Genomic DNA, 18,909 nt, shown 5'->3' on the forward strand with positions numbered 1-18,909 from the left:
TCAGTGGGCCCCTGATCCCCCACCAAGCACCCTCCGCCGGGGGCGTCCGTCGTCTGCGCTGCCTCACCCTGCTCGGCAGCGCCCGCACATGCGGCTACTTCACCTCGCGGTGCATCACCCGGTAGGACCCGATCGCCAGCGGCAGCAGGACCCACACGCCGAACGAGGTCGCCAGCTGCCCCCAGTTCTCGCCGGTCATCGTCCCGCTGAAGAGCGGGTCGGTCACCTGGTTGAGGTCGAACCACTTGCTCGGGCCCTCGAGGGCCGTGATGAGGCTGGTCGCGACCGTCCACAGCGTCGGGAGCAGCAGAGAAGCCACGATGGCGAAGGGCGTGTTGAGGAAGACGAACCCGAACGCGAGGCCCTGCAGCACATAGATGCCGAAGGCGACGATGACCCCGACGGCGACCTTCCAGGTGACGTCCCAGGTGCCGTCACCACCGGCAACGCCACCGCCGATGACGTTGGCGATCGCCGAGGCCGCGAACGCCGATGCCGTGACGATGAGGCCGAGCACGACTGCTGCGATGACCTTGGCGACGATGACTCGGCCGCGGCGCGGCTCAAGGGTGAAGGTGACCAGGCCGGTGCGTTGGCTCCACTCGGCGGTTGCGGCCATGATGCCGACGATCGGCAGGAGCATGACGAGCGGGAGCGCGGTGAACCCGAGGAACGTGCCATAGGTCATCTCGTCGGCCTCTCCCCAGATGAGGAGGGCGGTCACGACGAGGACCGAGATCGCCGACATGACGATGAGCATCCAGCGGCCGGCACGCGTGTCGACCATCTTGCGCAGCTCGACGTTGATCAGGCGGGACATCGGGACCCCGGGTCGCCCGTCCTGAGCGGGGGTTGCCACCGGCCGCGCGAGGGCGGGATCAATCTCGGGGGTGCGGGTGTCGGTGGTGGTCATGCTGCGGTCCCTTCGCGTGACGTGGCGGCGGTGAGGCTGAGGAACATCTCCTCGAGGGCCTCCCCGCCACCGGAGCGGAGCTCCAGGAGGACGATGCGTTCGTCGAGGGCGATCTGGCCGACGACGCCGGGCTCGGCGTCGACGACGAGGCCGGACGCGATGTCGTTGACCGTGACCCCGGCGCGCTGGAGTGCAGCGAGCAGGGCCGCGTTGTCGTTCGACCGGACGGTGGTGCCGCCGCGGCTGAGCAACTCGTCCTTCGTGCCCATCGCGACGATCTGGCCGCGGCCGATCATGACGAGGTCGTCGGCGATGACCTGAACCTCGTGGAGCAGGTGGCTCGACAGAAGGACCGTGCCGCCACCGTCAGCGAAGTTGCGGAGCAGCCCACGCATCCAGTGGATGCCCTGCGGGTCAAGGCCGTTGGCCGGCTCGTCGAGGATGAGCACCTCGGGCTGCCCCAGCAAGGCGGAGGCGAGTCCGAGCCGCTGACGCATACCGAGGGAGTAGTTGCGGACCCGGCGGCTGGCTTCCTCGTCGGTGAGCCCCACGATGGCCAGGGCCTCGTCGACACGCGACTTCGGCACACCGATCTGGATCCCGGCGAGACGCAGGACCTCTCGGCCGGTGCGGCCGGGGTGCTGCGCCGAGGCGTCGAGCATGACGCCGACCTGGCGGCCGGGGTTGTGGAGGTCGCGGTAGGACTTGCCCAGGATGGTCGACCGTCCACTCGTCACGGGCGTGAGGCCCGTCATCATCCGCATCGCGGTGGACTTGCCGGCGCCATTGGGGCCAAGGAAGCCGACGACGCTCCCCGGGCGGACCTCGAAGGAGATGTCGTCCACCGCGGTGAACCCGCCGTAGCGCTTCGTGAGGTTCTCGACTGTGATCATGGTGACCACTCTGGTCCGTGCGCGGGGCAGGCACATCGGCCGCCGGTCCCGACCGGCATACGACTTTGGTATGCCGGTCGCTCACCGATCGCAGTCCGTGGGCTGACGTGCCCGCACCCGTGGGCTGCCTAGGCTCGGGCCATGCCCGACACCGCCCCGATCGCCCACAGCCGACTGAGCTCGCTGTGGCGCTATGCCCTGGCGCTGCTCATCAGTGCGGTGGCGTGGGGCGCGATCGTCATCGCCGTGAGCAACACCAAGGTGGATGAGAGCGAGCCGATCATGGCCTGGCTCTTCTTCGGTGACACCGCGCTGGGGCTGGCGTCGTTCGTCCTCATCCGGTGGCGACACCGCTGGCCGGGTCAGGTCGCGGTGATCACCACCCTGGCCTCTTTCGTCTCGGCAACCAGCGCCGGTCCGGCGACCTGGGCCGTCGGTTCGCTTGCTGCGCGCAACCGCTGGCGGCTGCTCACCCTCGTGGTGCCCCTCAGCATCCTCGGGGGCGTGGCCCAGGAGCGGTTGTACCCCGGCGAGGACGACCTGCCACTGTGGGCGTCCATCCTGTTCGGGTTCCTCATCGTGGGGATCGTCGTCGCCGTCGGCTACGCGATGGGATCGCAACGCAGCCTGCTCGAGTCCCTGCGCGACCGCGCCGAGACGGCCGAGCGAGAGCAGCAGGCGCGCGTGGCCCAGGCTCAGGCCGCCGAGCGCACGCGCATCGCACGCGAGATGCATGACGTTCTCGCACACCGGATTTCACTCGTCGCGATGCACGCAGGAGCGCTCAGCTATCGCACCGACCTCACCCCCGAGGAGCAGGCGACAGCCGCCAGGACGATCGAGGACAACGCCCATCGCGCCCTTCGGGACCTGCGAGACGTCCTCGGAGTCCTGCGAGATCCGACGCAGCCGACGGACGGCGACCCCGAGCGACCGCAGCCGGTCATCAGCGACATCGCCCGCCTCGTCGAGGACGAGCGCGCGAGCGGCATGCGCGTCAGCCTCGACAACGCCATCGTCGGTGAGCTGCCCGACAACCGTGGGCGGACGGCATACCGGATCGTTCAGGAAGCACTCACCAACGCACGCAAGCACGCTCCGGGAACGTCCGTCTCGGTGACACTGAGCGGGAGCGAGGACGACGGTTTGACGGTGACGATCCGCAACGCCGCCCCCGTGGGTTCGCCCCGTTCCACCCTGCCCGATTCGGGCCTCGGCCTCATCGGGCTCGACGAGCGAGTCGGGCTGACCGGCGGCCGTCTGCGACACGGGCGCGACGCCGGGGGCGGCTATGTCGTCGACGCGTGGATACCGTGGCAGGTGTGAGCGACCCTGCACCCATCCGCCTGGCCATCGTCGACGACGACCCGATGGTGCGCGCGGCGCTGCGGATGATGCTCGGCGGCAACTCCGGGATCACCGTCGTCGGTGAGGCGACCAACGGCGAAGAAGCCCTCGCCCTCGTGCCCGAGTCCGGTGCGGAGCTCGTCCTCATGGACATTCGCATGCCGGTGCGTGACGGGTTGAGTGCGACCGAGGTTCTGCTGAGCCGTGATCGGTCGCTCAAGATCATCGTGCTCACCACCTTCGACGCCGACGACATGGTGCTGCGGGCGTTGCGTCTCGGTGCGGCTGGCTTCATGCTCAAGGACACTCCCCCGGCGCGGCTCGTCGAGGCGATCAAGACGGTGGCCGCCGGGCAGCCGATGCTCTCGCCGAGCGTCACCGCCCAGCTCATCGCGGCCGTCACGGGACCGGACTCCGGCGCCGACGAGCGCGCCGATGCCCGGGCCAGACTCGACACGCTCACCGACCGGGAGCGCGAGGTTGCGGACGCCGTGGGGCGGGGGCTGAGCAATGCCGAGATCTCGGCGGAGCTCTTCATGGGGGTGCCGACGGTCAAGACCCACGTCGGGCGGCTGTTCATGAAACTGGGGGTCGAGAACCGGGTCCAGGTCGCGATCCTCGTCCACGACGCCAGTGACTGAGCACCTCGTCGGGGTCATCGTCCACCCGGCCAAGCCACGCAGTGCCGCGGCACTGGCGGCACTGCGGCGGGCCACGCGGCGCCGCGGCTGGCCGGAGCCAATGGTGCTCGAGACCTCCGTCGACTCACCCGGCGCCACCCAAGTCGGCGAGCTGCTCGGCCAGGGCGTCGACCGCCTCGTCGCCATCGGCGGGGACGGCACGCTGCGTGAGGTCGCCGCCGCACTGTCCCGCTCCGGACCCGCGTCCGACCAGGTCGCCCTGGGGGTGGTCCCTGCGGGCACCGCCAACCTGTGGGCCCGCACCATCGGCGTCCACGGCTGGGATCTCGAGGCCGTGGCCGACGTCGCCATCGCCGGACCGGCACGAGACAGCGACCTCGCCTGGGTGACGATCACCCGGGCGGACGGCACGACCCGCACGCACGACGTCGCCGTCGTCGCTGGGGTCGGGATGGACGCCGAGGCCTTCGCCGCAACCCAGGAGCGCACGAAGCACCGGATGGGGTGGGCGGCCTATTTCGCGGCCCTCGCGCAACGTGCGGTGGGCGACCCGATCACGGTCGCAACGCAGCTCGACGACCGCCCCTCGGCACACGAGTCCGCGCGCACCGTGCTCGTCGGCAACTGCCGCGTGCTCCCCCTCGGCCTGCCGCTCATGCCCACGGCGTCGATGACCGACGGCCGCCTCGACGTGCTCGCCATCGCACCGCAGAGCGCCGTCGGCTGGCTCGGCGTGGGCGCCGGAGTGCTGACGGGCCGTCGCGGCGGCTGGACCGGCATGCGCACCCACCGCGCCCGCCACGTCGTCCTCGTCCTCGACGCCCCCACCGCCGTCCACGTCGACGGAGACCCTGTCGGCGAGGGCGTCCGACTCGAGTTCGGGGTCTCGCCGGCGGCCCTGCTCGTGCGCAGTCGCGAGGTGGCCGAGAGCCCCGACGAGCGCATCCACCGCCTCGTGGACGATCCGGAGCGCGACCTCGCCGACCTCGCGAACGCCCTCCACCGCAGCCGCCGCTGGTCCTCCGACCATGCGCGGGAACATCTCGTCCGCGACGCCTTCCTGTCCCTGCACGGCGCCGACCTCACCCGCTTCAAGAGCCTGCTCAGCGCGGGATCGGACCACCGCGACCTCGAGCACCTGGTCTTCGACGTCGTCGGCGACGAGGGCGCCCGGCAGGACATCCTCGATCACATCGCCGCGGAGGCCGCCACCATCGAGGTGCCCGACCTGCACGTGCTCAGCGACATCGACGACACCCTGCGGTGCGCGCTCCACGACAGGCGCTATCCGCGCGGCACGGTCTATCCGGGGGTCATCGCGCTCTATCGCGCCCTCGATGCCGGCCGCTCCGGTGACCCGACAACGCCCGGTGACCTCACCTTCGTCACGGCGCGACCCATGGACCCGTTCGGCCTCATCGAGCAGCACACGCGACGCGGTCTGCGTGATCTCGGGCTGCCCCCTCACGCCGTGCTCTCCGGCACGTTCGACGGATTGACGAGCCACGACTCGATGGCTGGCGCCAAGATCGAGAACTTCGAACGCTTCCGTTTGCTCATGCCCGAGACCCACGTCGTCTTCATCGGCGACAGCGGTCAGGGCGACGTCGAGGTGGGTCGCCGGATGCTCGCAGCCGACCCCGAGGCGGTGCGGTTCATCCTCATCCACGACGTGGTCGCCCTTGCTGAGGAGGAGCGAGCAGCGTTGCGATCAGAGGGAATCGTCGTCGTCGACACCCCCGTGGGTGGTGCCCTCGAGGCGTATGCCGCCGGGCTGGTTTCCGCTGCCGGCCTCACCTCCGTGGTCGAGGCGGCCGAGCGCGACCTCACCAGCATCGAGTGGGAGTCGCCCGAGCAGGAGAAGGCGACGACAGCGCTCCTGGAGCGCGACCTCGCCGCCGCACACGCAGCCATCAACGCGTGCTCCCCTCCGGACGACTGCGGCTCATCCCTTGACATGGGATAGACGCACTATCCACTATTGGAGAGAGCCACTATCCAAGGAGTTCTCATGTCTGCCCTGACCGACCCCCACACCCTGGCCACGACCACCGCCGTCCTCTCCGACGCCTCCCGCACCACCGCCGGGATCCTGCTGCTCGGACTCGTCACGGTCGAGACCGGCGGGATGTACCTGCTCAAGGTCGTCCGCGGCGGCGCGGACGTGACGGCGTTCCAGGAGAAGTTCGCTCGGGCCGGTCACGCACACGCCGGTGTGCTGCTCCTCCTCGCCCTCATCTGCCAGATCCTCGCCGACTCCACGACCCAGACCGGGGCCCTGAACTGGCTCTCGCGATCCGGCGTCGCGGCGTCGGCGCTGCTCATGCCCGGAGGCTTCTTCTTCTCGTCGATGGGGGCTGGCCGAACCCAGCCCAACAGGCTCATCGTGCTCGTCTTCGCCGGTGCCGCACTGCTGGCCGTCAGCCTCACCTCGCTCGCAGTGGGTCTGCTGACCGCCTGACGCACGACCCGTGACATCGCGTCGCGGACGTGCACAGAATGAACCATGGTCACCCCAGCGAGTCCATCCCGCCGCCTGATCCTGACCGGTGCCGCAGCTTCGGTTGTCGCGTCCTCCTCCGCCCTGGCCACCCCTGCAGCGGCCGAACCACGTCGCGCTGCCCCGGCGCCAGAGACCGTCCCGCTGCCTGACGGCATCCGCCCCGAAGGCATCACGTCCGGACCCGGCACGCGCTTCTATGTCGGCTCACTCGCCGACGGACGCATCGTTGCTGGCGACCTTCTCACGGCGACCTCGACGACACTTCTGGCTGGCATGACCGGGCGGGCCCTGCGCGGACTCTTCTGGGACGAGCGCACCGACCTCGTCTGGGCTGTCGGCAACGTCGGCTCCAAGGCCCACGTCTGGGCGGTCGACGGCACAACTGGCGCAGTCGTCCAGGACACCGAGGTGCCCGGTGGGGTGTTCCTCAACGATCTCGTCGTCACCTCGGACACCGTGTGGGTGACCGACTCCCGCATCGTCCCGGACGGCCTCACCGCCATCGCCCTCACGTCCGAGGGTGCACCCACGGGCGCCGACCCGACCTTCGTGCCGCTGGGCGGCGACTGGCCTGCTGGCGATGGAAACGCGGTGAACGCCAACGGGATCCGGGCTCTGCCCGACGGCAGCCTCATCCTCAACAACTCTCGCGTCGGCGGCCTGTGGCAGGTCGACCCGGCAACCGGCGAGGCCTCCGAGATCCCTGTCGGCGGCGGACCCGGCATCGTCGGGGGCGACGGGCTCGTCCTCGAAGGCTCCACCCTCTACAACGTTCGCGGGTCCGGACAGGCCGAGGTGTCGGTCGTCGAACTCGTCCCTGTGGGAGCGGCCTGGGCCGCACGCTGGCGAGGTGCCCGCACCGACGAGAGCCTTGACGTGCCATCGACGGCAACGCTCTCCGGTGGCTGGCTCTGGGCGGTCAACGCCCGGTTCGGTGTCGCCTCACCGGGCACCGCGACCTACTGGATCACTCGGCTCCCAGCGCGCTGACCCGGGCCTCCGCGTGGAGTGAGCCCTGGGTTTTGGAAGTGGGCCTAGAGTCGGGACGTGGACACGCGAAGCCCGGTCATCTATCTCAGCCACGGCGCCCCGCCCCTCGCGGACGACGAACGCTGGACCGGCGAGCTCGCCACCTGGTCCGGCGACCTGCCGCGACCCACGAGCATTCTTGTCGTCTCGGCGCACTGGGAGCAGGCACCGATCTCGGTGAGCTCCACGACGGCGAACACTCCTCTGCTGTATGACTTCTGGGGCTTCCCACAGAAGTACTACGACGTCACCTACGCCGCGCCGCCCGCACCCGAGCTGGCCAAGTCCGTGGCCGGCCTCCTTGGCGAGGTTGGGGGCGGGCTGCACCAGGACCCGTCGCGCGGGCTCGACCACGGCGCCTACGTGCCGCTCGTCGAGATGTTTCCCGAGGCCGACATCCCAGTGATCCAGCTGTCCATGCCGACGCTCGATCCGCAGGAGCTCTTCACCATCGGCACCAGGCTCGCACCGCTGCGCGACGAGGGCACGATGATCATCGGCTCCGGCTTCACGACCCACAACCTGGGATGGTTCAACCCGCACGCCGGGGCCGACAGCGCTCCTCCGGCGCCGTCCGCAGAGTTCGACCACTGGGCTGCCGAAGCCGTCGACGCCGGTGATGTCGACGCGATTCTAGACTTCATGGCCAAGGCCCCCGCCGCCCGCGAGGCCCACCCGCGCACGGAGCACTGGGCGCCACTCTTCGTCAGCCTGGGTGCCGCTCACGCCAGCGGTGGCATCGATGGCCAGAGCATCATCGACGGGTTCTGGTTCGGCCTGTCGAAGCGCTCCTGGCAGTTCGCCTGACGGTCGCCCCACGAAACGGAAGAACGCCCGGTATGCCGGGTGGCCGGCATACCGGGCGTTCTTGCGTTTGTCCTTGGGCTGGGAGTCAGCGCCGCTTCTTCTTGGACTTGTTGGAGTTGTTGGACCTGGGCTTCTTGCGCGGCGCAGGTCGCGTCGCGTCATCGACAACCGGCTCGACGTGGTCGGGCACGACCGTCGGCTTGGCCTTGGCCCAGCCGAGGAAGCCGGCCGAGACGACGAGCAGGGCGAGCCCCGTCCAGAGGTTGGCGTTGACCCCACCGGTCTTGTCCAGCTCCTTGTCCCCGAAGAGACCCGTGAGCGTGAGGATGATGCCGTAGAGGCCGAGCAGCATCCCGATGAAGTTGCGGATGTCGAAGGCCCCGGCCGTCTTCTTGCCGTCGGCCTTCGTGGCGGTTGTCTTCTTGGTGTTTGGCATGTCGCGCACCCCTTAGAAGGCGAAGTTGAGGATGAGGACGAGGACACCCGCGATGATCGCGAGGGGAATCGTGCGCTGGAACCACGGACGGCCCGCTTCCTCGGGGTCGATGAGGTCCTCCTTGGGCGTCTCGGAGTAGACGAGACCCTTGAGCTCGGAGGCTGGTTTGGGCTTGGTGACCAGCGAGACGGCGACCGAGACGACGATGTCGACGACGAACGCCGTGGACGCCGCGACGAAGCTGGCGCCCTGCCCCTCGAGCGGAATCACACCGAGGCTGGCCGTGCCGAACGAGTCCTTGGACAGGAACGCCACCGCGACCGCGGAGAGGGTTCCGGCGACGAGGCCGGCCCAACCAGCGGTCGGGGTCATGCGCTTCCAGAACATTCCGAGGATGAACGTCGCGAACAGCGGTGCGTTGAAGAACCCGAACAGCGTCTGGAGGTAGTCCATGATGTTCGAGAAGCCGCCGGCGATCGACGCCGTGAAGATGGCGATGATCGTGGCCGCAACCGTCGCGAGCCGACCGATGCGCAGGTAGTAGTCGTCGGCGCGGTCCTTGCGGATGTAGCGCTCCCACAGGTCATAGCTGAAGACCGTGTTGAAGGCCGAGATGTTGGCTGCCATGCCCGCCATGAACGCCGCGAGCAGACCGGCGATGGCCAGACCCAGGAGCCCGTTGGGCAGGACGTCACGCATGAGGAGCAGCAACGCGTCGTTGTACTTGACGCCCTCGCCGCTCGCGCCACCGGCAGGAGTGCCACCGTTCTTGAGGTCCATGATCTCCTGCACCAGCACGGCCGCAACCATGCCGGGGAGGATGACGATGAACGGCACGAACATCTTGGGGAAGGCGCCGATGATCGGCGTCTTGCGGGCCGACGAGATCGAGTTCGAGGCCATGGCGCGCTGGACCTCGACGAAGTTCGTCGTCCAGTAGCCGAAGGACAGGACGAAGCCGAGACCGAAGACGATGCCGATGACGGAGAGGAAGCCGGAGTCGAATCCGGTGAGGGCCTGCCCCGGCCAGGACTCGAGCTGCTGGGCTGCCGGTGCGACTCCCGCCTCGGGCGGAGCGGCCTCTGCGAAGGCGGTGAGCTTCTCCTTGAGGCCGCCGTAGCCGCCCACCCGGTGCAGACCGATGAGGGTCAGCGGGAGGAGCGAGGCGACGATGACGAAGAACTGCAGCACCTCGTTGTAGATCGCGGCCGAGAGACCACCGAGGGTGATGTAGGACAGCACGATGATCGCGGCCACGATGAGGGCGACCCAGAGGGGCCAACCGAGGAGCGCGTGGACGATGGATCCGAGCAGGAAGAGGTTGACGCCGGCGATGAGGAGCTGGGCCACCGCGAAGCTGATCGCGTTGACGAGGTGCGCGCCCTTGCCGAAGCGCCGCAACATGAACTCGGGGACCGAGCGCACCTTGGAGCCGTAGTAGAACGGCATCATCACGATGCCGAGGAACAGCATCGCCGGGATGGCCCCGACCCAGAAGTAGTGCACGGTCGGCAGGCCGTACTTTGCGCCGTTGGCCGACATGCCCATGATCTCGACGGCACCGAGGTTGGCCGAGATGAAGGCCAGACCGGTGACCCAGGCAGGCAATGACCGCCCTGAGAGGAAGAAGTCGATCGAGTCCGAGACGGCTCGCCGGGCGGCGAGGCCGATTCCCATGACGAAGACGAAGTACAACGCCACGATGATGTAGTCGATGGCGTTGGCGTCGATGAGTGGCTCAGCGGCGATCAGTGCTGGTGCGAGGGCCGATGACATCGGCGACCTCCTCGGATCGAGGGCGGCTCCACGAGCCCGAACGCCCCAAACCTACTCCCGCACCGTGCCGTATCGGGGGACCAGCACCGCCCCTGACCTGCGACGGTGGGCCAGATCCGCTGGCGCAGGTCACTCCACCGTGGCGACTCGCTCGGTGATCCAGTCGCCGAGTTCCTGCAAGGTCTCGAGAGTGATGCCGTGTCCGCCCGGGTCACGGCGCGAGCGGGTCGTGGCCCCGGACTCGTCGTGGAGGTAGGTCCACGTGCGATTGAGCAGTTCGCGCGGGATGACGTGGTCCTGGTCGCCCTGGGCCACGAAGGTCGAGGCCCCTTCCAGATGACCTGGCGCGACGGACAGGCCCACATCGAAAGGCAACGTGCCATACAGAACGGCCACGCCGGCATACCTCGTGGGGTTGTCGAGCAGCAGGCCGCCGGCGAAGGCGGCACCGCCGCTGAAGCCCACCAGGACGACGGGGCGCCCCTGCGGCGCAACATCATTGAGCCATGTGGTGAACCAGCTCATGGTCTGCTCGAGCGACTCGGCGATGGGGCGACCGATGCCGCGGTTGGCGAACCACGCGTAGCCGCCGCCTTCGGCGATCGGTGCCCGAACCGCGGCGTATGCCGGCCCCACCGGAAGGTGGTCGGCAAGACTCACGATCTGGGTCTCGTCCGACCCCCGCCCATGGAGGAGAACGACGAGGGGGGCGTCGGGTTCGGTCGAACCAGCCTGTGCGACAGCGGGTGCAGCGAAGTTGGCGTCGTTCACGCCGGGGCTTCGGTGACGATGCGGCCAGCGGTGCGGACGCCGGACCACTCGTTGATGGCGCCGGGGAGGTCGAGCGGGAGCACGGGTGCGAGGTCGTCGAACTCACCCCACTTCTCCACGGGGAGCATCCACATGATCTCGAACTCGTTGCCGTCGGGGTCCGTGCCATAGATGCTCTTGGTCGCACCGTGGTCGGACTCGCCCGAGTAGGCGTCGGCAGCGGTCAGGAGCTGGCGCGCGGTGTCGAGGTCCTCGATCGCGTCGACCTGCCAGGCCAGGTGATAGAGCCCGATACGACGCTTCGGGGTGGCGTCCGGCCCGACTGCAAAGAGGCCGAGGTCGTGGTGGTTGCCCGAGCGGGGCAGACGCAGGAAGGCCGCGCCCATGCGGGCCTCGCTCGCGGCGATCTCCATGCCGAACACCTCGGTGTAGAAGGCGACGGAGCGCGCGAGGTCGGAGACATAGAAGACGGCGTGGTTGAGGCGGACCGGGTTGATGCCCATGGCGAACTCCTTGACGTTGGTTAGTTGATCTTACAACTATCTCCAACGGAGCGCGGACGCGTTCTGTTCCGCGATGGGGCCAGGCGGGGACCCGGAAGTCCTCAGCGGCGCAGGTCAGGCGGGACTGTCGCGCGGGTCCTGCGGCGCGTGACCCAACGGGTCGATCCTGGCGAGGATGGCGGCGAGGGCGTCCGACAGCGCTTCGGTCTGCGTCGACGTCAAGTTGTCAAAGACGCTCTCTCGCACCGCATTCAGGTGGCCGGGAGCCGCTGCCTCGAGCGCGTCGAAGCCGGCATCGGTGAGCGTGGCGTTGCTGGCTCGTCGGTCCTCGGGTGCCACGACACGCTCGACGAAGCCGCGATCCTCAAGGCGTCGGACGACATGGGACAGGCGCGGCAGGGTCGCGTTGGTCTGGAAGCCGAGCAGGGTCATGCGGAGCGTGCGATCCGGCGCGTCCGACAGCATCGCGAGCACTTGGTACTCGTAGTGGGTGAGGGCGCTCTCTCGCCGCAGCTGGGAGTCGAGCACTCCCGGCAGGCGCTCGGCCACCGCGATCAGCCGCAGCCACGCGGTCATCTCGGTCTGGTCCAACCAGCGCGGTTCGTCCTTGCCACTCACGATCGCGAGCCTAGCCGGGCGCCGCCGCCCGCAGGCAGGGGCGAGGTCGGCGGCATTTCCAGGTCACCCTTGCCGCTGGCGAGAAGGTCTCCTGGAACGGTGGGTTCTGCGTCGTCCGCTGACCCTGCCCCCGGAACGCGACGGTGCGGCATACGCCATCCCTTGCCATCGCGTCACGGCAGAGAGACAGTGATGGGGACGGAGAAACGAAGGGTCGGGGTTGGTATGGGGCGCAGGGACCGCTGGGCAGCTTGGGTATCCGTGGGGGCGCTGACCGCCGCACTGGGGATCGCGACGGGGAGCCCGGCGTCGGCGTTCGCTCCGGTGACGGCGAGTCCCGCCCAGGACGTGTTCGCCCGGATGAGCGTGGCGCAACGGGTCGGCCAGTTGTTGATGGTCGGGACGCCCGCGACGGGGGTGAGTTCGGCGACGGCGACCGCGATCGCCAGCTCGCACGTCGGCAACGTCATCCTCACCGGACGCAGCACTGCAGGAGTCAGCGCCACACGGACCGTCACGAACAACCTGAAGTCGCGCGCCACGACCTCGGCCACGTTCGGGGTGCCCCTCGCCATCGCGACCGATCAAGAAGGTGGTCAGGTCCAGGTCCTCCAGGGCAGTGGATTCACGCGTATGCCGTCCGCTCTCGTTCAGGGGACGTGGTCCACGACCACTCTGCGAACCAATGCGACGACCTATGGGCAGCAGCTGGCCGCGGCCGGGGTCAACCTCAACCTCGCCCCCGTCATGGACACGGTCCCGAGTGCTGCGTTCGCCCCGCAGAACATCCCCATCGGCTACTACGACCGCGAGTTCGGCTACACCCCCAGCACCGTCGGCAGCCACGGCAGCGCGTTCGTGAGCGGCATGCATGCGGCGGGGGTTGCCACGTCGGTCAAGCACTTCCCGGGACTCGGCCGGGTCACGGCCAACACCGACACGACGTCGGGAGTGACCGACTCGCAGACCACGAGCACCGACCCCTACCTCCAACCGTTTGCCGACGGAGTCAGCGCGGGTGCGGACTTCCTCATGATGTCGTCGGCGATCTACAGCAAGATCGACGCGACCCGACCCGCGGCCTTCTCCCCCACCATCGTGACCGGCATGGCGCGCCAGGGCCTGGGCTTTCGCGGCGTGATCATCAGTGATGACCTTGGCGCCGCCAAGCAGGTGTCCGGCTACACGGTGGGCGCCCGAGCGGTGAACTTCATCGCGGCGGGCGGCGACATGGTCCTCACCGTCAACCCGTCGCAGGCCGCGGCAATGGCGAGCAGCGTGATCTCCACGATGTCGTCGAACGCGTCCTTCCGGGCCAAGGTCAACGCCTCCGTGATGCGGGTGCTCACGGTCAAGCAGCGCATGGGTCTGCTGCGACCCAACGGCGCCGTCCGCTCCACCGACGTCGATGAGGACGGCGGTCCCGACGTCATCGCTCGACGGATCAGCGATCGCGCGCTCCTGCTGTATCGCGGCAACGACATGGGCGCGTTGCAACCGACCGGAACCGACATCACCGGGGACTGGGGTTTCGCCAACCTGGTGATCAGTGCGGGTGACTGGGACGGCGACCGGCACGCAGACGTGATCGCCCGCCGGGCCTCCGATGGAGCGCTTCTCCTCTACAGCGGCAACGGCCGTGGTGGACTGGGCAGCGGTCGGGTCATCGGCACCCACTGGGACACCCGAGACCGCATCCTTGCCATGGGCGACCTCAGTGGCGACTCCCACCCCGACCTGTTGGCCACCGACCCCAGCGGCGCCCTCCACCTCTATCGCGGCAACGGCGTCGGCGGGTTCGGCACCGCATCGGTCATCGGGCAGGGCTGGCAGTCACTCGACCTGCTCGCCTCGGTCGGCGACTTCGACCGCGACGGGCATCCCGACCTCATCGCCAGGGTGAAGGGCGCCGGAACGCTCCGCCTCTATCGCAGCAACGGTCTCGCCTCCTGGCGCACCACCCTCGCGATCCCCAGCTCGGGCTGGGGCAGCGTCAACGCCCTCGTGGGCCCGGGCGACTTCGACGGTGACGGCCTCAAGGACCTCATGGGCCGATCCGCCTCGACCGGCGCTCTCGTGCTCTATCCGGGCAACGGGGTCTCCGGCATTCGCAACGGCCCCGTTGTCGGCACCTTCAACGGGATCGACCTCTTCGGCTGACGGCCCTTCCCTTGCGTCCGCGCCGATGGTCGCGTTCTCGACCATCGGCGCGGACGTCAGCGGGGTGGAGTTGGGCTACTCGACAGGTTCGGCGACAGCGGCACGGAACTGTGCGGCATACAGCTCCGCGAATGCGCCGCCGGAGGCGAGCAGGTCCGCGTGCGAACCCTGCTCGACGATCCGACCGTTCTCCATGACGAGGATGAGGTCGGCATCGCGGATCGTCGAGAGACGGTGTGCGATGACGAAGCTCGTCCGGTCCTGCCGCAGCGCGGCCATGGCCTGCTGCACGAGGAGCTCGGTGCGCGTGTCCACCGACGACGTGGCCTCATCGAGGATGAGGAGCGCCGGGTCGGAGAGGAAGGCGCGGGCAATGGTGATGAGCTGCTTCTCACCGGCGCTGATGTTGCCGCCCTCGGCGTCGAGCACCGTGTCGTAGCCGTCGGGCAGCGAGTGCACGAAGCGGTCGACGTAGGTCGCCTGGGCCGCAGCGATGACCTCGGCCTCGGTCGCATCGGGGCGACCGTAGGCGATGTTCTCGCGGATCGTCCCGCCGAACAGCCACGTGTCCTGCAGGACCATCCCGATCTCGCCGCGCAGGTTGTGCCGGCTGAGGTCGGTGATGTCGACACCGTCGAGCGTGATGCGGCCGGAGTCGAGCTCGTAGAACCGCATGATGAGGTTGACGAGGGTCGTCTTGCCCGCGCCGGTGGGTCCGACGATGGCGACCATCTGGCCCGGCTCGACGGTGAGGTCGAGGTGCTCGATGAGCGGTGTCTCGGGCACGTAGGAGAACGAGACGTCCTCGAACGCGACGCTCCCGTGGGGGTCGTCGAGGACGACGGGAGTGGCGCTCTCGGCCTGCTGCTCGGGGGCGTCGAGGACATCGAACACCCGCTCCGCAGAGGCGACTCCGGACTGCATGAGGTTCGCCATCGACGCCACCTGGGTGAGCGGCTGGGTGAACTGGCGGGAGTACTGGATGAACGCCTGCACGTCACCCAGGCTCATCGATCCGCTCGCCACGCGCAGCCCACCGACGACGGCGATGATGACGTAGTTGAGGTTCCCGATGAACATCATCGTCGGCATGATGATGCCGCTGATGAACTGCGCGCCGAAGCCCGCGTCGAAGAGGTCATCGTTCTTGGCCTTGAAGGAGGCGCGAACCTCATCCTGACGGCCGAAGACCTTGACGAGCTGGTGACCGGTGAAGGTCTCCTCGACGATGCCGTTGAGCTCGCCGGTCGACTTCCACTGCTGCACGAAGTGCTTCTGCGACCGCTTGCCGATGGCCGCCGTGACGAGCATCGTGATGGGGATCGTCACCAGCGCGATGAGGGCCAGCAGCGGCGAGATGTAGAGCATCATGACGACCATCGCGATGACCGTCAGCAGCGAGGTGAGCAGCTGGCTCAGCGTCTGCTGGAGGCTCTGCGCCACGTTGTCGATGTCGTTGGTGACGCGGCTGAGGAGCTCGCCGCGCGGCTGGTTGTCGAAGTAGGGCAACGGCAACCGGTTGAGCTTGTCCTCGACGTCGCGTCGCAGGTTGAAGATCGTCCGGTTGACCGCGCCGGTGAGGATGAAGCTGCTGGCCCACTGCAACAGGCTCGCCACGACATAGATCGCGAGCACGAAGAGCAGGACGCGGCCGACGGCGCCGAAGTCGATGCCCGCGCCCGGGACGAGGTGCGGCATACCCGCGACGAGGTCGGCGAACGTGTCCTGACCATTGGCGCGCAGCCCGGCGACGATCTGGTCGACGGACCCCTCGGACGGAAGCTTCTTGCCGACGAACCCGGCGAAGATGAGGTCGGTGGCCTTGCCGAGGATCTTGGGGCCGATGGCGTTGAGGATGACGCTGGCGAGCGCAAAGGCCAGGACGCCGTAGAGCGCGAGGCGTTCGGGCTTGAGCAGGCCGAGCAGACGCTTGGCCGACGGCTTGAAGTTCGTCGACTTCTCGGTCGGCTGACCGATTCGCATGTGCGGCGGTCCACCTCGCTGCGACGCGGCTGGCCCCCGACGCTGCTCAGCTGCCTTCTCTTCCTCGGTGAGGATGCGGTCCCCGCTCATGCTGCTGCCTCCTCTGCGCTGCGCTGGCTCTCGACGATCTCGACATAGGTCGGGCACGTCTCGAGCAAGGCGTCGTGCGTTCCTGTGCCGACGACGGCGCCGTCCTCGAGGACGACGATCTGGTCGGCGTCGATGATCGTCGAAACCCGTTGTGCGACAACGATGACCGTTGTATGCCGGGTGACCGGCTTGAGTGCCGCCCGGAGCCTTGCGTCCGTGGACAGGTCGAGGGCCGAGAAGCTGTCATCGAAGAGATAGACATCGGGTTTGGCGACGAGGGCCCTGGCGATGGCGAGCCGTTGGCGCTGGCCGCCGGAGACGTTGGTGCCTCCCTGGGCGATGGCCGACTCGAGGCCGTCGGGCATGGCCTGGACGAAGTCCTGCGCCTGGGCGATCCGCAGTGCCTCCCAGAGCTCCTCGTCGGTGGCGTTCGCGTCGCCGTAGCGCAGGTTGGACGCGACGGTGCCGGTGAACAGGTAGGGCTTCTGCGGGACGAGTCCGATGCGCGACCAGACGTCCTCGAGCGTTGCGTCCCGGATGTCGACTCCGCCGAGCAGCACTGCGCCACCCGTGACGTCGTAGAGCCGTGGGATGACCGAGAGCAGGGTCGACTTGCCAGAGCCTGTGCTCCCGATGATCGCGGTCGTCTGGCCGGGCTCGGCTGTGATCGAAACCCCCTGCAGGACAGGCACATCGGCGCCCGGATAGGCGAACTCGACGCCACGCAGCTCGACGGACGTGCCGCCGACCGGGATGGCGACGGGATTCGTCGGCGGGACCACCGTCGAGTCGGTGTCGAGGACCTCTGCGATGCGCCCGGCCGAGACCGTGGCACGCGGGATCATCATCGACATGAAGGTCGCCATCATGACCGACATGAGGATCTGCATGAGGTAGCTCATGAAGGCGGTGAGCTCGCCGATCTGCATCTGGCCGTTGTCGACGCGGTGGGCACCGAACCACAACACCGCAACCGTCGACGCGTTGAAGATGACCATGACGATGGGGAAGACCAGGGCCATGAGCTTGCCGACCGCAAGGGCGGTCCCGGTGTACTGCGTGTTGGCCTCGGCGAAGCGCGCGCGCTCGTGGTCCTCACGGACGAAGGCCCGCACGACGCGGATGCCGGTGATCTGCTCGCGCAGGACCCGGTTGACCCAGTCGACCGACTCCTGCATGAGGCGGAAGTTCGGGATCATCTTGCGGATGACGAGGGCAACGCTCAGGGCGAGCAGCGGCACGGCGACCGCAACGAGCCAGGACAGTCCGGCGTCCTCACGCAGCGCCATGACGATGCCGCCGACCATCATGATCGGCGCAGACACCATCATCGCGGCGCCCATGAAGACGACCGTCTGCACCTGGGTGACGTCATTGGTGTTGCGCGAGATGAGGGTTGGCGCACCGAAGCGCGACACCTCCTGCGCGGAGAAGTCCCCCACGCGGGCGAAGACGCCGGCGCGCAGGTCCCGGCCCATACCGGCGGCGGCGCGGGCACCGAGATAGGTGGCGGCCACGGTGGCCGCGATCTGGATGAGGGAGACGGCGAGCATCCAGCCGCCGGCCGACAGGATGTAGCCCGTGTCGCCCTTGGCGACACCCTGGTCGATGATGCGGCCATTGAGGCTGGGCAGGTAGAGCGAGGCGATCGTTCCGACCAGCTGGAGCAGGACGAGCACCGTGAGCGGCCCGCGATAGGGCCGCAGATAGTCGCGCATGAGTCGAAGCAGCACTACTTCTTCCTCCGGGTCGTGGTGGATGTGGTTTTTGTGGCCTTGGTCGCGGCCCGCTTCAACGCGCCTTCGAGCAGGACGTCGACGAGCTGCTCAGGAGAGGACGCTTCGCCGTCGAGCATGGGATGGACACTGGAGAGGGTGAGCATGCGCAGGTAGCCGATGAACGTGGTTGCGGGGACGCGGAGCAACCTCACGTCTTCCCCCAGGACCTCGACGAAGGCCGCATCCAGCTCCGCTGTGGCCTCGTGCCGACGCTTGTGGGCATCGCCCCCGACGGGCGGCCGCAGTGGCTGACCCGAGGAAGCCAGCACCGTCATGAGCTGGAAGATTCCCTGCAGGTGCACCTGCATGATGGCGACACCCGCCGCGAGTCGCTCGGGCATCGAGAGTGAGCGGTCGATTTCCCCGAGCTCGGTGACCAGGGTCGAGTTGTCGAAGGCGTCGTGGATGACTGCCTCGATGAGCGCGTCCTTGCTCTCGAACACCCGGAAGATCGTGCCCTCGGCAATGCCCGCCGCCTTGGCGATCTCCTTGGTGCTCAAGCTGCTCCCCTTCGCGCGCAGCAGCGGCAGGGTGGCAGCAATGATCGAGGCCCGACGTTCGTCGGGGCTCAGGGCGGGGGCACGAGGTGGCACGTCCTCAAGTATGAGTGAGTGAGCACTCACTCACAACAAGTTTTCTGACCTGCACATATGCCAACCCG

General features: G+C 68.4%; 17 protein-coding genes. 7 read left to right on the forward strand and 10 right to left on the reverse strand.

Annotated elements, in window-relative coordinates:
• Positions 1–94: 94 nt before the first annotated feature.
• Both JNB_RS09475 and JNB_RS09480 read right to left on the reverse strand, forming a co-directional pair.
• Positions 95–913, reverse strand: a complete 819-nt coding sequence (locus JNB_RS09475; protein ID WP_009776228.1) for an ABC transporter permease — start codon at positions 911–913, stop codon at positions 95–97.
• Complete coding sequence (locus tag JNB_RS09480; RefSeq protein ID WP_192807990.1) at positions 910–1,806, reverse strand: ABC transporter ATP-binding protein; 897 nt, start codon at positions 1,804–1,806, stop codon at positions 910–912. The genes JNB_RS09475 and JNB_RS09480 overlap by 4 nt, the downstream gene beginning before the upstream one ends.
• Before the next feature lie 141 nt (positions 1,807–1,947).
• On the opposite strand from JNB_RS09480, the gene JNB_RS09485 reads away from it, so the two are divergent.
• From JNB_RS09485 to JNB_RS09510, 6 genes are read left to right on the forward strand one after another with little or no spacing between them, the layout of a single operon-like run.
• Positions 1,948–3,132 (forward strand): sensor histidine kinase, encoded by a 1,185-nt coding sequence (locus JNB_RS09485; RefSeq protein ID WP_009776230.1) that lies wholly within the window; start codon positions 1,948–1,950, stop codon positions 3,130–3,132.
• Positions 3,129–3,794 carry a response regulator transcription factor gene (locus tag JNB_RS09490; protein ID WP_009776231.1) on the forward strand — a complete coding sequence of 222 codons (666 nt, stop codon included), beginning with the start codon at positions 3,129–3,131 and terminating at the stop codon, positions 3,792–3,794. The genes JNB_RS09485 and JNB_RS09490 overlap by 4 nt, the downstream gene beginning before the upstream one ends.
• Positions 3,787–5,760 carry a diacylglycerol kinase family protein gene (locus JNB_RS20425; protein WP_009776232.1) on the forward strand — a complete coding sequence of 658 codons (1,974 nt, stop codon included), beginning with the start codon at positions 3,787–3,789 and terminating at the stop codon, positions 5,758–5,760. Before JNB_RS09490 ends, JNB_RS20425 begins: the two co-directional genes overlap by 8 nt.
• Before the next feature lie 45 nt (positions 5,761–5,805).
• Complete coding sequence (locus tag JNB_RS09500) at positions 5,806–6,255, forward strand: hypothetical protein (RefSeq protein WP_009776233.1); 450 nt, start codon at positions 5,806–5,808, stop codon at positions 6,253–6,255.
• 45 nt (positions 6,256–6,300) lie between these two features.
• Positions 6,301–7,287 (forward strand): hypothetical protein, encoded by a 987-nt coding sequence (locus tag JNB_RS09505; protein WP_009776234.1) that lies wholly within the window; start codon positions 6,301–6,303, stop codon positions 7,285–7,287.
• Between the two features lie 57 nt (positions 7,288–7,344).
• Positions 7,345–8,133, forward strand: coding sequence for a dioxygenase (locus JNB_RS09510; RefSeq protein ID WP_009776235.1), 789 nt, complete (start codon positions 7,345–7,347; stop codon positions 8,131–8,133).
• Between the two features lie 85 nt (positions 8,134–8,218).
• Here JNB_RS09510 and JNB_RS09515 read toward each other — a convergent pair whose 3' ends face one another.
• From JNB_RS09515 to JNB_RS09535, 5 genes are all read right to left on the reverse strand, one after another.
• Positions 8,219–8,569 (reverse strand): hypothetical protein, encoded by a 351-nt coding sequence (locus JNB_RS09515; protein WP_040883678.1) that lies wholly within the window; start codon positions 8,567–8,569, stop codon positions 8,219–8,221.
• Positions 8,570–8,581: 12 nt separating this feature from the next.
• Positions 8,582–10,345, reverse strand: coding sequence for a sodium:solute symporter family protein (locus tag JNB_RS09520; protein WP_009776237.1), 1,764 nt, complete (start codon positions 10,343–10,345; stop codon positions 8,582–8,584).
• A gap of 129 nt (positions 10,346–10,474) precedes the next feature.
• Positions 10,475–11,116, reverse strand: coding sequence for an alpha/beta hydrolase (locus JNB_RS09525; RefSeq protein WP_009776238.1), 642 nt, complete (start codon positions 11,114–11,116; stop codon positions 10,475–10,477).
• A complete protein-coding gene (locus JNB_RS09530; protein WP_009776239.1) occupies positions 11,113–11,619 on the reverse strand; it encodes a VOC family protein in 507 nt (168 codons plus the stop codon). The genes JNB_RS09525 and JNB_RS09530 overlap by 4 nt, the downstream gene beginning before the upstream one ends.
• A gap of 114 nt (positions 11,620–11,733) precedes the next feature.
• Positions 11,734–12,237: a MarR family winged helix-turn-helix transcriptional regulator gene (locus tag JNB_RS09535; protein WP_009776240.1), complete on the reverse strand. Its 504-nt coding sequence runs from the start codon at positions 12,235–12,237 to the stop codon at positions 11,734–11,736.
• Between the two features lie 261 nt (positions 12,238–12,498).
• On the opposite strand from JNB_RS09535, the gene JNB_RS21505 reads away from it, so the two are divergent.
• The gene (locus JNB_RS21505; protein WP_009776241.1) at positions 12,499–14,397 is read left to right on the forward strand and encodes a glycoside hydrolase family 3 N-terminal domain-containing protein; all 1,899 of its coding nucleotides are present in this window, start codon (positions 12,499–12,501) and stop codon (positions 14,395–14,397) included.
• 75 nt (positions 14,398–14,472) lie between these two features.
• On the opposite strand, the gene JNB_RS09545 is transcribed toward JNB_RS21505, so the two are convergent.
• From JNB_RS09545 to JNB_RS09555, 3 genes are read right to left on the reverse strand one after another with little or no spacing between them, the layout of a single operon-like run.
• On the reverse strand, positions 14,473–16,470 hold the full coding sequence (locus JNB_RS09545) for an ABC transporter ATP-binding protein (RefSeq protein WP_009776242.1): 1,998 nt from the start codon (positions 16,468–16,470) through the stop codon (positions 14,473–14,475).
• Positions 16,467–18,203 (reverse strand): ABC transporter ATP-binding protein, encoded by a 1,737-nt coding sequence (locus JNB_RS09550; protein ID WP_009776243.1) that lies wholly within the window; start codon positions 18,201–18,203, stop codon positions 16,467–16,469. Before JNB_RS09550 ends, JNB_RS09545 begins: the two co-directional genes overlap by 4 nt.
• Positions 18,203–18,841 carry a TetR/AcrR family transcriptional regulator gene (locus JNB_RS09555; RefSeq protein ID WP_009776244.1) on the reverse strand — a complete coding sequence of 213 codons (639 nt, stop codon included), beginning with the start codon at positions 18,839–18,841 and terminating at the stop codon, positions 18,203–18,205. The genes JNB_RS09550 and JNB_RS09555 overlap by 1 nt, the downstream gene beginning before the upstream one ends.
• Positions 18,842–18,909 lie beyond the last annotated feature (68 nt).

Source organism: Janibacter sp. HTCC2649 (genome assembly GCF_000152705.1).
Lineage (GTDB): Bacteria > Actinomycetota > Actinomycetes > Actinomycetales > Dermatophilaceae > Knoellia.

What these genes read in the sequence shown, in the direction of transcription:
- JNB_RS09500 (WP_009776233.1), top strand. Translation starts at nt 5,806, where the DNA reads ATGTCTGCCCTGACCGACCCCCACACCCTGGCCACGACCACCGCCGTC.
- JNB_RS09545 (WP_009776242.1), bottom strand. Translation starts at nt 16,470, where the DNA reads ATGAGCGGGGACCGCATCCTCACCGAGGAAGAGAAGGCAGCTGAGCAG.
- JNB_RS09520 (WP_009776237.1), bottom strand. Translation starts at nt 10,345, where the DNA reads ATGTCATCGGCCCTCGCACCAGCACTGATCGCCGCTGAGCCACTCATC.
- JNB_RS09530 (WP_009776239.1), bottom strand. Translation starts at nt 11,619, where the DNA reads ATGGGCATCAACCCGGTCCGCCTCAACCACGCCGTCTTCTATGTCTCC.
- JNB_RS09515 (WP_040883678.1), bottom strand. Translation starts at nt 8,569, where the DNA reads ATGCCAAACACCAAGAAGACAACCGCCACGAAGGCCGACGGCAAGAAG.
- JNB_RS09485 (WP_009776230.1), top strand. Translation starts at nt 1,948, where the DNA reads ATGCCCGACACCGCCCCGATCGCCCACAGCCGACTGAGCTCGCTGTGG.
- JNB_RS09475 (WP_009776228.1), bottom strand. Translation starts at nt 913, where the DNA reads ATGACCACCACCGACACCCGCACCCCCGAGATTGATCCCGCCCTCGCG.
- JNB_RS09505 (WP_009776234.1), top strand. Translation starts at nt 6,301, where the DNA reads ATGGTCACCCCAGCGAGTCCATCCCGCCGCCTGATCCTGACCGGTGCC.
- JNB_RS09480 (WP_192807990.1), bottom strand. Translation starts at nt 1,806, where the DNA reads ATGATCACAGTCGAGAACCTCACGAAGCGCTACGGCGGGTTCACCGCG.